Consider the following 15,780-nt stretch of genomic DNA (forward strand, 5'->3'; position numbering starts at 1 on the left):
GTCCTGTCCGTTACTGTCCTGTCGGTGCGGCCTACCTGGTCTTTCGCTCCACCCTGGTGATCACGACCGGCGGCGTGAGACGCTGGTTTTCGCGGGGGGACATCTGGATCTTCCGGATGACGTCCATGCCCCGGGTCACGCGGCCGAAGGCGGCGAATCCCTGCCTGTCCGGGTTGCGTTTGCCGCCGAAATCCAGTTCGGGCTGGTCGCCGATGCAGAAAAAGAACCCGGAGGTCGCCGTGTCGGGCCCCATGCGCGCCATGGAGATGACCCCGTCGACGTGCTTCAGTCCGGTCGCGGAGGTCCGTTCGAGGGAAATCGGATCGAATCCGCTGTTGGGCGGATAGCTGTCGTCCCGGTAATCGGGGTTTACGGCGCCCTGTATCACCTCGATTTTCACGTCGTTGTTCGGCTGGTTGTCCATGGTCACTGTCCGGTGGAACACCCCGCCGTTGTACTGTCCGGCATCCACGTACCGCATGAAATTCGCCACGGTAACCGGTGCCCGGGCCGGGTCGAGGACGATTTCGATGGTCCCCGCTTCCGTGGTCATCTCCAGGGTGATTTCCTCTTCCTGGGCGTGGACCTGGCCGCCCGATCCGCCCGGGATGGCAGGGCCGCCCGGTCCGCCGATGAGACCGTAGAGCAGCAGCCCGGCCAGGATGCGTTTCGTTCCAGTCACCGGATTTCTCATGAGCATGATCCCCGTCCGATAAACGGCATCACGGCCACCCGTGACGCCCGGTCCGGATGACCGTGGGATGAACACTGTCGTGAATACGTGGAAACAGCAGCGGATACCGGTTCACCCGGCAAGGCGGGACGAACCTCAAAACGTATGGCATGATGAAACCGGGGTGGGTCCCTGTCAAGCGTTTTATGGTTGCAGTCAATGGGGTTCCGGCACCCTGTCGACACGGGCAAAAACCTTGACAGTACGACAGGCGCGGTGGAACTTATGAGCATAAATCGAGCCGTCAGTTTTCTCCCGTCGGGCCTTCGTGGCCGGCCCCGAGATGACCTCCCATGAACAGGCGATTTGAACGGCCAGCACGGTCCGAACGGACCGCATGGTTCGCATGGTTCGCGTGGCCCGCACAGTACGCAAACCGGATCGGACGATACCTGGATCGGTACGAGGTCGAGGATCTGGTTCCCCACCCTCTGAAGCGGTTCTCGCGCCGGTTTCTCGGCGCCGGAGTCTGGTTCGCCGCCTTCCTGCATTTCTTCGCCGCAGGTGGCATATACATCTACAGCCAGATCGACTTCGAGCCCATGGTGGAGCTTGAGATCCTGCCCTATCCCGATCACCTGATCGACCTCATCGATCCCGCCAGGCTGCTCACGTCGGAGCAGGGTGGTGGCCGCCCCGGACGGCTCGAGCCGCCGGAGGACCCCGGTGACGATATCATGAGCCAGGGCGTGCCCGTTCCCGTGGTCGTAGGGATACCCGAACCGATCGACGACAGCCTGATCGCCGAGGAGCACGAGATCGCTTCCCAGGAGGAGATGGAAAGGGCCGTGGCCGTCGCCATGGATACCGATAGCGAACCCGGCGACGAGACCGGCATAGCAGGTTCGGGCGTCGCGGGAGGCGTCGAAGGGGGAAGCGGGAGCGGTGGTACGGGCGGCCTCGGCGAAGGGGGCGACGGCACCTGGAAATACGACACGCCGCCCATACCGCGCCGCCTCAACATGAGCATCTCCCGGAGGGAAATCCCGCGGAATCTGCGCCACGTGAAGGACAGCATCGTCCGGTTCGAGCTGCTGATCGATGAACAGGGGGAGGTCGTGGACGCCACCATGATCGAATCGACCGGGTACGCCGAGATCGACGATCTGCTGCTTCAGAAGATCTACGCTTCCAGATATCATCCCGCCACCTTGAGGCAGCAGCCGGTCAAGGCGTGGATCGCCGTAGGCTACGGCTACAAGGTCGGCAGATAATCCCGGTGTCCACAGCCGGCCGATAGAACCAGGATTCCATGTCCCCATCCCTTTGTCTCATGATGTTCCTCCAGTTCTTCATCTGGGGGGCCTGGTTCACGACGATCGCCGTCTACATGAGCGCCCACGGGATGGGAGACCTGACCCACTGGCCCTACACGGTGAATCCGGTGGCCGCGATCATCTCCCCCTTCTTCCTGGGCCTGGTGGCGGACCGCTATTTCGCTCCGGAACGGATCCTCGGCTGGCTGCACATTCTCGCGGGCGGCGTCATGCTGCTCGTTCCCCGGGCCGTGGATTCGCCGCTCCTCTTCATCCTCCTCCTGCTGGCCTACAACATCTGCTACATGCCGACCCTGGGCTTGGTGAACGCCATCACGTTTCACCGGGTCGAGGACCGGGAAGCACAGTATCCCCTGATCCGGGTGTTTGGCACGATCGGCTGGATCGCGGCGGGCCTCTTCATCAGCTTCGTCCTGGGGCTGTTCACGGGCGGGGTCATTCCCGAGGAGACGGCCTGGCCGCTCTATACGACGGGGGTCGCCGGCCTGGTCATGGGGCTGTACAGCTTCACGCTCGGCCGCACGCCGCCGGCCGCCGCGGGGAGGAAGGCGTCGCTGCGGTCCGTGGTCGGGCTGGACGCCCTGCAGGAACTGGGAAGCCGGTCGTTCTACCTGTTCATCCTGAGCGCCCTGCTCCTCTGCATCCCGCTGGCCTTCTACTACAACTTCACGCAGATCTACCTCGGCGCGACGGGTTTCACGAACATCGCAGGCACCCAGACCCTGGGCCAGTTTTCCGAGGTCTTCCTGATGCTGTGCATGCCCTTCTTCTTCCGGCGGCTCGGCGTGAAGCGGATGCTGCTGATCGCCATGGCCGCCTGGATCGTCCGGTACGGTCTGTTCTCCCTCGGCGCGCCGGACGCCCTGTGGACCCTGATCGTTACGGGGATCATCCTCCACGGCATCTGCTACGACTTCTTCTTCGTGACCGCCCACGTCTACATGGACCAGCAGGCGACGCCCGCGAACCGCGGACAGGCCCAGGGGCTGTTCGTCCTCGTTTCCAGCGGACTGGGGATGCTGATCGGCGCCCAGATCGCCGGCCGGGTCTACAATGCCTTTCTCGGTTCGACGGGGAGCCTGAGCCTGTCGGACTGGCAGGTTTTCTGGATCCTGCCCGCCGCCCTGGTCATAGTGGTCCTGATCCTCTTCGCGGCAGGATTCAAAGAGGGAAAGAATCCGTCTGAGCAAAAGAGCCTCTCGGGGTAAAACAGCCTGTCGGGGGGTACGAAGGGAAGTGGGGTGCGGCGGGTCGTGAACAGCGTCGGGCAGATGGGCCGGAATGCCGCGGTGCCGGGACGACGCGGGACCTATCGCGTCAGGCTTTCCGGAACCAGACCAGGTAAACAACGGCGCCCAGGCCCAGGCATCCCAGTCCGGGCAGCGCCTGCAGGAAGTTCTGGGTGACGACCGTCACCACCACCCATGCCACCACCACCAGGAACAGCACCGGCACGTAGGGATAGCCGGGGACTTTGTACGGCCGGCGGGCGTCCGGATGCTTGCGCCGGAGCACGATGAGGGCGAGGACGTTGAGCCCGTAGTACAGGTAGACGACGTAGACGAATGCGTTGATGATGGCCTGGAAGCCGCCCAGGAAGGTCCACACGAAACCCATGATCGACACGGCCACGACGGCGCGGGACGGCGTCCGGTACCGGGGGTGGACGTGGGTGAACCACTTGAAGAACAGGCCCGCTCTCGCCATGGCGTAGGGGATCCGCGGGGTGATGATCATGGTGCCGTTCATGGTGCCGAAGGTCGAGATCATGACGGCCGCCGAGATCAGCGACGCGCCCACGGGGCCGATCAGCCGGCTCGCCGCGTCGGCCGCCACGCGCTCGGAGGCCGCGATCTCGCCGATGCTCAGGACGTACAGGTAGGACCAGTTGACCGCGAGGTATACGAGCGTGCAAAGGCCCAGGCCGAAGAAGATCACCCGGGGCAGGATACGCTGGGGATCCTTCACTTCGCCCACGACCATGTTGGTGTTGACCCAGCCCTGGTAGGCGAAGAGCCCGCCGATCATCGCAGGTCCGAGCACGGCCAGGATGCTAAAGTCGATGTCCGGCGGCACCAGCGGCATGAAATGTTCGCTGTTTCCGCCGATCCAGGCGGCCAGCAGCGCCAGGCCGACCAGGGCCGTTACCTTGGCGAAGGTGGTCAGGTTCATCACCAGTCCGCCGAAACGGACGCCGACATAATTGACGTAGCAGAGGAACAGGATCAGCGCCCAGACGGCGACCTGCTGGGAAGAGATGTTCAGGGGGCCGAGTTCCAGCACGGTGATCTGGGACGAGATCGCCGGGATGAAATACCCCATGTAGCTGGTGCATATAGCGCCGATGGCGGCCATGCCGGCGCTCTGGAGCAGCACGAATTCCACCCATCCGTAGAGAAAGGCCACGATGGGCGGGAAGGCCTCGTTGAGGTAGACGAACTGCCCGCCGCTCCGGGGCATCATGGTGCCGAGCTCGGCGAAACACAGGGCTCCGGCGAAGCCCAACGCCCCGCCCAGGATCCACACCAGTAGGAACAGGCCGGGGTTGCCGAGCTGCTGGGCGATGCCCGCCGGCGCGCCGAAGATGCCGGAACCGATAATGCCGCCGACGATGATGGTCGTGGCGGATACCACGCCCAGATCGCGTCTGAGTTCGGTTTCGAGCTGGAAAGGACTGGATGAATCGGGTTTCACGGAAAAGAAGATACCATCCGATGGAAAAGGTACGCCACAGTTTTATTCCCGGCGGGCCACGGCCGGCGGGCCGGGTGCGTGCCCACCTTGCCGCTTGACAAGCGTCCCGGCAGATACCTACCTTTCGCAGGATACCCACACCGCTTATCCACACCTTAAGATCCGGATCACCGCAAATGCACTCGAGATACACTATCCATGAACCAGCGTATCGTCACGGCCGCCTATACACACGTGTGCGCTGGATGGACAAGGCATTGACTCAGCCCGCCGTAGTGTGCCGCGCACAGCCACGGGAGCCAGACCCGTGAGGAACAGGCCGGTCACGATCAAGGACATCGCCAGGCGGCTGGGCATTTCGTACTCCACGGTCTCCCGGGCACTGTCTCCCCGCATGTCCCACCTTGTAAAGGAACAGACACGTCTGCTCGTGAGGCGGACCGCGGCGGAGATGGACTATTCGCCCAATCTCCTGGCCCAGGCTTTCGTGCAGGGTACGGAAGGCGTCCTGGGGCTGGTGACCAACCGGATCGGCCAGGAATTCACCGGCAGGCAGATCGACCACCTGGTGCAGGCCGCCGCTCGAGAAGGTTATCAGGTGCTGGTCGCGGCGGTCTCGAGCCGGACCGCATCTTCCGGGAAAACGGAAAGTGCCGAACGGTCCGCACAGGCCCAACAGATCGATCAGTTCATGCATCTGAAGGCCCGCGACGTAGACGGCATCCTGGTCCAGGCCCTGGGCGATGAAAGCGAGTCGGCCCGGATCGTCCATTCCGCGGGAGGCAAACTGCCCGTCGCGGCCTTTGGATACGCCGTCGACGATGTTTCGAGTGTTCTCCTGAACCCGGCCCCGGGCATGCAGGCGGTCACCGAGCATCTAATCGGGCTCGGCCATGAACGGATCTGTTTCCTGGGCGAAGACCCGATCGGCTCGGGCGGTCCTCGGTCCCATGTAAAGGGCTACCGCAGCGCGATGCGCAGGCACGGACTGACGCCTCGTATCGTTCCTGTCGATTCCGGAAGCGCCCGGTCCGGATACAACCTGGGCAGGGCGCTGCACGGCCGGTATACGGCCATTGCATGTTGCTCTGACTACACGGCCCTCGGCGTCTGCAGGGGACTGATCGAATCCGGCGTGCGGGTTCCCGGCGACATGGCGGTAACCGGATTCGGAAACGGCGAGGTCTCGGCTTACGTCAGGCCATCCCTGACTACGCTATCCATCCCGTTCGAGGATATGGCCGCCCGGGCGGTACAGGACATCCTTCACCAGATCCGCGGCCGCCCCGGCCCGCGGCGAAGCGTCTTCACACCCCATCTTTCCGTCCGGGAATCCTGCGGCGCGGGATAAGACCACACAGAAAAAACCGATTGACACGTGCACCGGATCTGACCAGATTCGTTTTTGCAAACGTGTGTAATACGCTGCTCAAATCAACAAAACGGGCGCCGGCCCCGGCCTTCAAACCGACAACCGGCTGCCCGGAACACGTCCGGGAAACCGGTGCGGAAGGGCCGATGAGAAAGAAGCGGGTGACGATCAAGGACATCGCGAAAACACTGGGCGTCTCCCATACCACGGTTTCTCGCGCCCTGTCCCGGAACAAGTCGCACATGGTGAGCGAGGTAACCCGCCGGCGAGTTGAACTGGTTGCCGAGGAGTTTTCCTACCGGCCCAACCTGATGGCCAAGGGATTTGCCACGGGAAAAACGGGTACGCTGGGCCTGCTGGCCGGCGAAAGCTACCAGGAGCAAGCGGGCACGCAGATCGAAAGCTTCCTGCGGGCCGCGGACGAACGGAACTACCGGCTCCTGGTGGGCATGTCCGCCGAATGGAGCGCCTTGTCCCCGGAGACCGGCCAGACCGCGCAGATGGAGCAGTTCATATCAAGCGGCATTGACGGACTCCTGATCCAGACCATGGGCGACGAGGGAGAGTCGGAGCGTATCCTGTCCGCAGTCGACGACCGGGTGCCCGTGGTGACTTTTCACCATCCCGCCCAGGGCTTCCCCGGCGTGGTGCTGGACTACGCGTCGGGATTCCACCGGGCAACGGAGCATCTGATCGCGCTGGGTCACCGGCGCATCGGGTTCCTCGGCGAGAACTGGGAAGGCCCCGGCCATGACGCCGCCCGGGGCCGGGGTTATTTCAAGGCCATGACCGAACACGGCCTCCACCCCGTTTGCCTGCCCGTCGGCCGCCAGCAGACGGAATCCGGCTATCGGCTGTCCAGGGAGGTAAAGGACCGGTTCACCGCCCTCCTGTGCTGCAGCGACTACACGGCCATCGGCGTATACCGCGGCCTGGGCGAATCGGGTATCCACGTGCCCGACGACGTGGCCGTCGTGGGCAGCGGTGATTCGGACGTATCGGCATTCGTGACGCCCGCGCTTACGACGCAGTCGACGCCCACCAGGGCTATCGCGCGCGCGGCGATGGAACTGATGGTGAAGATACTCGAAGGCCGGGAGGTGGCGTGTCAGATCGTGCTGGCGTCCAATCTGATCGTACGGGAATCCTGTGGATCCGGCGCCGTGGACCCCACCGCGATGCCGTGGTGACCCGCGCGGGGTCCGGGGTCTCGTCGCCGCCGTCCTTCCGGTCGCCGCCCGGGATTCCGCCGCCGGCCAACCTTCCCGGCGCCCGGGATTCCACCGCTACCCGTCCTAGCGCCGCTACCCGTCCTAACGCCGCCGGCCAACCTTCCCGCAGCCTGGGGTACCGCCGCAAAACGTCCTTCCCGCCGCGATCTCAACGTCCTTGACACGAAACCACCCCATTTTATCTTTATGGGTGGTGTCTTTCTCCGCTATCGTACTGATTCGAAAACGCGTTTCGTCATTCCAACCCGTGCGTTCACGTCCTGACCCGGCCGTCCTGGTTTCCTGCGCGGTCACGGACCGGTCCCTCCGGTCCGTTCAGGCGTGGGATTGCAGACTGTGCCAGATCGGCCCTCGGTTAGATCGGATCGGTCCATGAGAGTCAAGCAGGTCACTATCAAGGACATTGCACAGAGACTGGGGATCTCCCACTCCACGGTCTCGCGGGCCTTGTCCCGCAGCGCGGCCTATCTCGTCAGCGAGAAGACCCGGATGCTCGTGAAGCAGACCGCGGACGAGATGCAGTATACGCCCAACCTGATGGCGCAGGGATTCGTAACGGGCAAGACGGGCACGCTGGGCTTGCTCACCTACCAGATTTCCCTTGAAACCTACGGAAACCAGACGGAACAGATTCTCAGGGCGGCCGAGCGCGAGCATTATCAGTTGCTGATGGGCATGGCCGTGAACCGGACTTCCCGGTCTTCTCAGGACGACCAGGGCATGCAGATCAGGCAGTTGATCTCAAGGGGCGTCGACGGGCTCCTGATCAACACACGGGGCGACCGGGGGGAATCGGACCGGATACGGGACATGGTGCGGAACCACATACCCGTGGTGACGTACCACTATCCCACGGAGCATATCAGCGGAGTCGTGCTGGATCTCGAGGCCGACTTTTATCACGCGACGAACCACCTGATAGAACTGGGCCACCGGAGGATCGGGTACATCGGCCGGAACCTGGACCTCGAAAGCCCGGTTTCGTCCAAGGGAAGAGGTTACTGCAGGGCGATGGGGGACAACGACCTGGCCCATGAGATCATCCCTCCTCTGGGCAGCCGCGGCGAAGGCGGCTATATCCAGGGACTGAACCTGCGGGACCGGTTCACCGCCTTGCTCTGCAGGGATGACTACACGGCGATCGGCGTGTGCCGCGGCCTGCGCGACGGGGGATTTCGAATACCGGAAGACGTGGCCGTGGTGGGTTTTGGGGATATTGACGTATCGGCCTACCTGTCGCCTGCACTGACCACGATGGCCGTCCCTTACCAGGAAATAGCCGGAACGGCGATGGATCTGCTGCTGCGCAAGATCGGCGGAGAAGACACGGTCGAGCAGGTCACGCTCCGCTCCCGCCTCATTGTCCGGGAGTCCTGCGGCGGGAACAAGGACTAGGTCCTGCCCGGCTTTCTGGCGTGCTCTCCCCATGGATTCTCGTTCCGGTCCCGGCCTACCGAATACATCTCCTCTCAGCGCGCGGCCGCTTTACGTCCAGCGGTCCAGGCCCAGCAGCCGGCGACCCAGCGCGGTGAGACGCGCGGGACCGCTTCTGCGCTCGACGCCGCGTGGATCGCCCGGGAAGGCGTCCGGGTTCTTGCGGTTCCTCCAGAGCGAGACGCGGTGTTGCCGGAGGTTCTCGTCATCCTCCACGCTCGGGCTCGCGGAAATGTACTGGCTCCAGCGGGGCCTGTCCGAGGTGTTTCGGCTGTTCCCGTGGGGCAGCAGGCTGTGCCATATGAGGAGGTCGCCGGCCTTTCCGGGGATGGCGACCGGTTCCAGCCCCGTCATGTCCGGCCGCATGGGATCGCGGTCGGGAGGCTGGGTCTTTACCCATTCGAAAAACCGCCTGTGGAACCCCGGCACGCACTGGAAGCCGCCCTGGTTGACGTCCGTATCGGTCAGGTACAGCACGCCCTGGACCTTGAACGTCCTGGAATGGACCGCCGTGTCCATATCCCAGTGAATCAGTGACTCTTTAAACCCGTGCGGCCGGTCTTCCCGTTCCGGCGGCGTCATGTTGGCCCGGTCGATGCTCACCCACAGCTTCTCTTCCTTCCACAGGGTCTTGAACGCCTCGTATACCCGCTCATGCTGCCGGTTGTCCCACATCGCCTGGTGATGGTACATTTCGACGAAGCCGAGACGGCGGGGCGGATCGGCGTACCAGGTCTCCGGATCCCGGGGGTCCAGGTCCAGGAACGCGGCGATGGCCGAAATCGTGGCTTCCAGGTGAGCGGCGGGTACGGCATCGGGTATGATTACGTAGCCGTTTTCGTCCCAGCAAGACCACTGATCGTCGGTGAACAACGCAACTCCTCCCGGTCTTTCCTGCGGCTCAGATCAAGGGCTCTATGGGTACTTCACGGCCCGTCTCGGCGGACCGGTATATGCCGTTCAGGATCTGTTGCACGAGAAGGCCGTGCTCACCTGGCGCCTCGGACGGTTTCCGGGTCCGCACGCAATCGATAAAATGTTCCATCTTGAAGCGGAAACCATCCATATCGGGTAGATAGTCCGGCTTGATGTTGATCATGGTGCCGGACTGGTCCTTGAAGACCCGGGGCGGACTGAATTGGCCGCCGGCTTTTTCGCCCATCAGCGAGAACGTCCATTCTCCCTTCCCGATATGGGCCGCGAAGGAAGCCTCCACGGAGAGCGTGGCACCGTTGTCGAACCGGATCATCCCCACCGCCAGGTCCTCGACCGAGTACGTTTCGTGATCCCAGTCGGGCCACATGGAAACCGTGTCGCTGGGCCGGTCTCCCAGGTAGGTGTAGGCGCTCCCGAAGGCGCTTACGGGCTGGGGAGAGCCCATGAGATAGTGGGCCGCTTCGATCATGTGCACGCCGATATCGATCAACGCGCCTCCGCCCTGAAGGTCTTTGCGGCCGAAGACACCCCAGTTCGGAATCCCGCGGCGGCGGAGGGCCAGGCATCGACCGTACAGGATCTTCCCGAACTCCCCCCGGTCGATGAAGCGCTTGAGCATCCGGGCCTCGGGCGCGAACCGGTGCTGAAAACCGATCACCAGGATGCGGCCCGTGTCCCGGCTTGCCTTAACCATTTCCGCGGCTTCATCCGCCGTGATGGCCATGGGTTTCTCCACCAGGACGTCCTTGCCGGCCCGCAGCGCGTCGATGGTCGGTTCGCAATGGACGCTGTTCGGCGTGCCCACGGTGACCGCGTCGATCGAATCCATCTCCAGCAATTCCCGGTAGTCCTCAAAACAGTGGGGAATGCCATACGTTTCCCGGCAGGCATCCAGGGCGGCGGCGCTGATGTCGGAGACTGCCGCCAATTCCACGTCGTCCATTGCGGACAGGTGCTGCATGTGTTCGCGGGCGATGCCGCCCCCACCGATGAAACCGACCTTCGTTTTAGGCACACTTACGTCCTTTCTTCATGTTGCGGATCTTTATGCTGCGGACCTCGTTTACCAATGAACCGCCACGACCGTTTCGCCGAAGGGTAGGCCGATACGGGGAACTGAATCGATGGATTTGTATTCAATACTATAAGGAACGATCACGCGAATGCGCGACGCGCTCGGATGCAAATAATACTTTTGCCGGTCGACGAAATGCAAATATATTGCAAGGTAAACCCCGACACAACTCTATCAAGGCACCAGGGAAGGCGCTTTGGCGGGCGTTTGCGATCGAGGTCCGCACCGGCGAGACCGCGCGCCTTTTCTGTTCGCTGTGGAGGTTCGATGTTCGGCGCTGGAAGGTGGATCAAGGTGTTCTCAGGGCTCGTGATGCCGGCCGTAACGATGCTGCTCGCGGTACCGGCCATGACAGTGCTCGCTGCTCCGGCGGCTCCGGCGGCTCCGGCGGACGCTCCGGCGGACGCTCCGGCGGACGCTCCTGCGGCTGTCCCTGCGGCGGCTCCGGCGGACCGCGTTCCGGACCAATCGGGCAGGATCAATCCGAGCCTCGCCGTGGTGGACATTGTCACCTCGCGGGGCGATACGGTGGACAGCACGCGTGTCGACTGCTACTACCGCCTTTCAAACGAACTGTTCAGTTTCGTCAGGGCCGGGGACCGTTATGCAGCCCGTTTCGAACTCTCGCTGATCGTGATCGACGATGACGATTACCAGGTGACCGCCGAGACCATTCGGGATTCGGTCCTGGTGGATACGGAAGTCGAGATGCGGATGATGGACCATTCCCGTGCAAAGCTGTATACCACCTACCTTCCCCCGGGCGAGTACGACCTCGAGATCAAGCTCTACGACCAGGATACCGGCAGCCAGCATGACATGGCCAGACCCTTCGAAGTGCCCGACTACTACAGGGACCGGCTCAGCGTAAGCGACATACAGTTCGCCGGGCTGGTACTGGAAGGGTCTTCCAATGTCGGCCTGGAACGCAGGGGCATCCGGATCGTACCCAACCTGACCCGCGCCTTCGGCGAAGACCATACCGACATGTACATCTACTACGAGGTGTATTCGGACGCGGCCGGGGAGGCGGAACTGCCGCTTTCGGCGGTATACAAGATCAAGTCGCCGACGGGCAAAGTTGTGCTGGAACGGGAGGAACCCCTGGACCGGCAGGGCCATATCGGCGCGTACAGCGGCCGGTTCGATACCAGCGACCTGCCCCAGGGGGTGTACACGCTCGAGATTGAAGTCGATGACCGCGCCGTCAGAAACCGGGCGAAAGCCGAATCGGAGTTCCATATCACCTGGCAGTTCCTGCTGCCCCTGACGACGGCCAGGAACTTCAGGGAGATCACCGAGCAGTTGAGGTATATCGCCAAGAACGACGAGCTGGATACGCTGAAGGAGTACAGGGACGCGCCCGCGGGAGAACAGAAAGTCGCCCTGGAAGCGTTCTGGAAACGCCGGGACCCCACGCCCGGAACGGACCGGAACGAGCACATGATCACCTATTACAGGCGGATCGCGTACGCGAACGAAAACTTCGACGACGGACTCCGGAAAGGCTGGCGCAGCGACCAGGGCCGGGTCTATATCGTCTACGGACCGCCGGACGAGATAGAGCGGCATACCTGGGACCGGTCCTTCTCCCATCCGTACCAGGTATGGCACTACAACAACATAAGCCGTAGTTTCGTCTTCGTGGACTTCGACGGCTATGGCAGGTATCAGCTCTATCGGGTGTATTGAAACGGCGGTCACAGCCTATGGCGGCTTCCGTCCGGTTTGCCGAAATAGCCCTCCCTCTACCGGTCGACCAGGTATTCTCCTACAGCATTCCTGACAACCTCATCGACACGGCCCTGCCGGGACGCAGGGTGTCCGTCGTCTTCACGAACCGCAGGATGACCGGCGTCATCACGGCGCTTTCGGACACCTGTCCCGTGCCGCGGTACAGGCCGCTGTTGGACGTCCTCGACAGCGCCGCGGTCCTGGACGCCTCGCTGCTCGAACTCACGCGGTGGATCGGCCGGTACTATCTTTGCCCGTGGGGCGAAGCGATCAAGGCCGCCCTGCCCGCGGGAATGTTATCTGAAAGCGAACAGATCGTCAGCCGGGACGAACCGTGCCCCCCCGAGTGCATGGAACGGCTTCGCCGCGCCGCGCCCCGGCAGGCCGAACTGCTCGCCCAGGTACCGGATCAGGGCGCCGTCACCCTGTCGAGCCTCCGGCGCCGGACCCGCATCCGGCAGCCCTTCGCGGCCCTCCGCGGCCTCGAGGCGAAGGGCCTGGTGACGATTTCGATCGGAGATACCGGCACCGGTCCGGGCATCCGGTACGAGACCTGGGTCGAACTGGTCCCGCCGATGGAGGAGGCGGACCGGATCGTGACCAGGCTGATCCCCCGCGCGCCCCGGCAGGCCAGTTGCATCAACCTCCTGGCGCGGCACGGTGGCCGGCTGACCACGGAGCAGCTCCGACACCTGGGGCGGATCGAACGGGACGTGGTGCGGAGACTGGAGAAAAAGGGCCTGGTGTCGCTCCGGGAGGTGGAAACGATACGCGACCCATACCGGGACGCCGAGCTGCCCGAACCGGTAAAGGTCGATCCCACGGCGGAGCAGGCCGAGGCGCTGCGGGCGATCCACGGCGCCATCGGCCAGGGCGCGTTCAAGTCCCTGCTGCTCTACGGCGTCACCGGCAGCGGGAAGACGCACGTCTACGTTAAATCCATAGAAAAAACCCTGGAAGCGGGCCGGTCGGCCATCGTGCTCGTGCCGGAACTCGCCCTGACCCCGCAGGCCGTGCGGCAGTTCCGCGCCCATTTCGGCGATCTCGTGACCGTCCTGCACAGCGGCCTGTCCCCGGGGGAGCGGTACGACTCCTGGCGGCGGACCCGCGCCGGGGACTACCGCATCGTCGTCGGCGCCCGGTCCGCCGTGTTCGCGCCGCTGTCCGATCTCGGCCTGATCGTCATCGACGAGGAACACGAACCGTCCTACAAGCAGTTCGACGACCCCCCGCTCTATCACGCGCGGGACGTGGCGGTCGTCCGGGCGCGCACGGTGAACGCCGTAACAGTCATGGGCAGCGCGACGCCTTCCCTGGAGACCTACGCCAATACGCAGACCGGCAAATTCGAATGCTGCCGCCTGACCGAGCGGGTGGACCGGCGCCCCCTGCCGGGCGTGCGGATCGTGGACATGCGGGAGGAACGCAGGCTGGGGCGCTTTTCGATATTCTCCGCTCCCCTGGCCGACCGGATCAAGGACCGGCTTGCCCGGAAGGAGCAGATCATCCTCTTCCTGAACCGGCGGGGATTTTCTCCCTTCGTTCAGTGCTACGACTGCGGACTTTCCGTGTCCTGTCCCCACTGCAGCGTGACGATGACCTACCACGCCGACAGCCTGTTCATGCGGTGCCACTACTGCGACCATAGAGACGAGGCGCCGGAGGTCTGTCCCAAGTGCCGTTCCAGGTCGATCGGATACCGGGGCGTCGGCACCCAGCGCGTCGAGGAGGAACTCAAAGAGCGGTTTCCGGACGCCCGGATCGTCCGCATGGACATGGACACCACGTCGCGGAAGGGTTCCCATCAGGACATCTTCCACCGCGTGCTGAACCGCGATGCGGACATCCTGCTCGGCACGCAGATGGTGGCCAAGGGGTTCGACTTCCCGAACGTTACGCTCGTGGGCGTCATCTCGGCCGACACGTCCCTCAACCTGCCCGACTTTCGGGCCAGCGAGCGGACGTTTCAATTGCTGACACAGGTGGCAGGCCGGACCGGGCGGGGAGAGCTGGGCGGCGAGGTGATCGTCCAGACGTATTCGCAGGGCCATCACAGCGTCGCCAGCGCGCAGGCGCACGACTACCAATCTTTTTACGCCCGGGAAATCAACGACCGCAAGGCACTGGGTTATCCGCCCTTCGGGCGCATGGTCGGGATCCTGTTCCAGGGGGAACGGGACGAATACGTGATGCGGGAGGCGCGCCGGTTCGCCGAACTCATGCGGAAGCAACCGGGGGGGATTAATATCCTGGGGCCCGCGCCCCCGGTGATTGCCCGGGTGCGCAACCAGTACCGCTGGCAGATCATCGCGCGGAGCAGCCATTCCGCGCGCCTGCGCGACGCCGTGCGGCAGGCCCGGATGCAGTGGGAGCGCGCCGCCGACAGCCGGCGCGTTCATCTGAAAGTCGACGTGGATCCCGTGGGGCTGGTGTGAAAACGAATGTACGCGAAATAACCTGCAAGACGATCCTGACCCGCACGGGCGGGTTCCTGGAAGGCTACACCCACACTCTCCAGCCCTATGTCGGTTGCGTGTACCGGTGCCCCTACTGCTACGTGCAGGCCCTGCCCGTCCACCTCTATCACGGCGGGGCCTGGGGCGACTACGTGGACGTCAAGATCAACGCGCCCGAACGGCTCGAGGCCGAGATGACCCGTCTGAAGAAGCGGGACAAACCGGTGCGGGTATTCCTGAGTTCCGCCACGGACCCCTACCAGGGCGCCGAGTCGAAGTACCGGATCACGCGCCAGTGCCTGGAGGTGTTTGCCGTCCTGCAACCGGACCGGCTGGTCGTGCAGACCCGCAGCCCCATGGTCCGCCGGGACTTCGACGTGCTGAAGCGCATCGAAGGGGTCGAACTGAACCTGACGCTCGAAACCCACGACGAGACCATTAGACGAAATCTCACGCCCCATGCCCCCTCCGTCGCCTCGCGGCTCAAGACCCTCGACGCCGCCATGGAAACCGGACTTCCGGTCCGGGTCACGATCAGTCCCATGCTGCCCAACGACCCCGACACCTTCGTGGAAACGCTCCGGGACCGCTGCCACACCGTGGTCGTGGATACGTATTTCGACGGGGACGGATCGGGCGGCATGCGGACCGAACGCCTCCAGGTGCGGGAGATGTACGAGCGGTTCGGTTACGGGGAATGGTACCGGCTCGGTGCCCATCACGCCCTGGTGGACGCGCTGACGGCTTCCCTCGGCGCCGAACGCGTCGCGTACAGCAAGGAAGGGTTCAACCGGTCGGTCCGCATTGTCCGGGCCGCCGGCCGATCCATATTGTGAT

12 protein-coding genes are annotated in these 15,780 nt (G+C 63.8%); 8 read left to right on the plus strand and 4 right to left on the minus strand.

From position 1 onward, the window contains the following. Window positions 1-31: 31 nt before the first annotated feature. Window positions 32-694 (minus strand): peptidylprolyl isomerase, encoded by a 663-nt coding sequence (locus F4X08_13095; protein MYD26738.1) that lies wholly within the window; start codon window positions 692-694, stop codon window positions 32-34. 332 nt (window positions 695-1,026) lie between these two features. Here F4X08_13095 and F4X08_13100 point away from each other — a divergent pair, with 332 nt between their 5' ends. Together F4X08_13100 and F4X08_13105 are read left to right on the plus strand one after the other, a co-directional pair. Then, complete coding sequence (locus tag F4X08_13100; protein ID MYD26739.1) at window positions 1,027-1,947, plus strand: hypothetical protein; 921 nt, start codon at window positions 1,027-1,029, stop codon at window positions 1,945-1,947. Between the two features lie 38 nt (window positions 1,948-1,985). Beyond that, window positions 1,986-3,218 carry a nucleoside permease gene (locus F4X08_13105; protein ID MYD26740.1) on the plus strand — a complete coding sequence of 411 codons (1,233 nt, stop codon included), beginning with the start codon at window positions 1,986-1,988 and terminating at the stop codon, window positions 3,216-3,218. Window positions 3,219-3,327: 109 nt separating this feature from the next. Here the strand turns inward: F4X08_13105 and F4X08_13110 are convergent, their stop codons facing one another. After that, window positions 3,328-4,716, minus strand: a complete 1,389-nt coding sequence (locus F4X08_13110; GenBank protein MYD26741.1) for an amino acid permease — start codon at window positions 4,714-4,716, stop codon at window positions 3,328-3,330. Between the two features lie 295 nt (window positions 4,717-5,011). Here F4X08_13110 and F4X08_13115 point away from each other — a divergent pair, with 295 nt between their 5' ends. The 3 genes from F4X08_13115 (at window position 5,012) to F4X08_13125 (ending at window position 8,703) form a co-directional block, all read left to right on the plus strand. Next, the gene (locus F4X08_13115) at window positions 5,012-6,055 is read left to right on the plus strand and encodes a LacI family transcriptional regulator (GenBank protein ID MYD26742.1); all 1,044 of its coding nucleotides are present in this window, start codon (window positions 5,012-5,014) and stop codon (window positions 6,053-6,055) included. Window positions 6,056-6,222: 167 nt separating this feature from the next. Next, window positions 6,223-7,266, plus strand: a complete 1,044-nt coding sequence (locus tag F4X08_13120; GenBank protein ID MYD26743.1) for a LacI family transcriptional regulator — start codon at window positions 6,223-6,225, stop codon at window positions 7,264-7,266. A 414-nt stretch (window positions 7,267-7,680) separates the two neighbouring features. After that, a complete protein-coding gene (locus tag F4X08_13125; GenBank protein ID MYD26744.1) occupies window positions 7,681-8,703 on the plus strand; it encodes a LacI family transcriptional regulator in 1,023 nt (340 codons plus the stop codon). A gap of 90 nt (window positions 8,704-8,793) precedes the next feature. Here the strand turns inward: F4X08_13125 and F4X08_13130 are convergent, their stop codons facing one another. Both F4X08_13130 and F4X08_13135 read right to left on the minus strand, forming a co-directional pair. Then, a complete protein-coding gene (locus F4X08_13130) occupies window positions 8,794-9,615 on the minus strand; it encodes a phytanoyl-CoA dioxygenase family protein (GenBank protein MYD26745.1) in 822 nt (273 codons plus the stop codon). A gap of 28 nt (window positions 9,616-9,643) precedes the next feature. Next, window positions 9,644-10,693 carry a Gfo/Idh/MocA family oxidoreductase gene (locus F4X08_13135; GenBank protein ID MYD26746.1) on the minus strand — a complete coding sequence of 350 codons (1,050 nt, stop codon included), beginning with the start codon at window positions 10,691-10,693 and terminating at the stop codon, window positions 9,644-9,646. Between the two features lie 1,047 nt (window positions 10,694-11,740). On the opposite strand from F4X08_13135, the gene F4X08_13140 reads away from it, so the two are divergent. The 3 genes from F4X08_13140 to F4X08_13150 are packed head-to-tail and all read left to right on the plus strand — an operon-like array spanning window position 11,741 to window position 15,779. Next, on the plus strand, window positions 11,741-12,445 hold the full coding sequence (locus tag F4X08_13140; protein ID MYD26747.1) for a GWxTD domain-containing protein: 705 nt from the start codon (window positions 11,741-11,743) through the stop codon (window positions 12,443-12,445). Window positions 12,446-12,462: 17 nt separating this feature from the next. Continuing rightward, window positions 12,463-14,922 carry a primosomal protein N' gene (priA, locus tag F4X08_13145; protein MYD26748.1) on the plus strand — a complete coding sequence of 820 codons (2,460 nt, stop codon included), beginning with the start codon at window positions 12,463-12,465 and terminating at the stop codon, window positions 14,920-14,922. Next, window positions 14,853-15,779, plus strand: coding sequence for a radical SAM protein (locus tag F4X08_13150; protein MYD26749.1), 927 nt, complete (start codon window positions 14,853-14,855; stop codon window positions 15,777-15,779). The genes priA and F4X08_13150 overlap by 70 nt, the downstream gene beginning before the upstream one ends. Window position 15,780: the final 1 nt, after the last annotated feature.

It is taken from the genome of Gemmatimonadota bacterium (assembly GCA_009841265.1).
In the GTDB taxonomy this organism is placed as follows: Bacteria; JAAXHH01; JAAXHH01; order JAAXHH01; family JAAXHH01; genus JAAXHH01.

Excerpts from the sequence above, each read along its gene's own strand:
- F4X08_13095 (MYD26738.1), bottom strand. The coding sequence starts at position 694 with ATGAGAAATCCGGTGACTGGAACGAAACGCATCCTGGCCGGGCTGCTG.
- F4X08_13100 (MYD26739.1), top strand. The coding sequence starts at position 1,027 with ATGAACAGGCGATTTGAACGGCCAGCACGGTCCGAACGGACCGCATGG.
- F4X08_13105 (MYD26740.1), top strand. The coding sequence starts at position 1,986 with ATGTCCCCATCCCTTTGTCTCATGATGTTCCTCCAGTTCTTCATCTGG.
- F4X08_13120 (MYD26743.1), top strand. The coding sequence starts at position 6,223 with ATGAGAAAGAAGCGGGTGACGATCAAGGACATCGCGAAAACACTGGGC.
- F4X08_13125 (MYD26744.1), top strand. The coding sequence starts at position 7,681 with ATGAGAGTCAAGCAGGTCACTATCAAGGACATTGCACAGAGACTGGGG.
- F4X08_13140 (MYD26747.1), top strand. The coding sequence starts at position 11,741 with ATGTACATCTACTACGAGGTGTATTCGGACGCGGCCGGGGAGGCGGAA.
- priA (MYD26748.1), top strand. The coding sequence starts at position 12,463 with ATGGCGGCTTCCGTCCGGTTTGCCGAAATAGCCCTCCCTCTACCGGTC.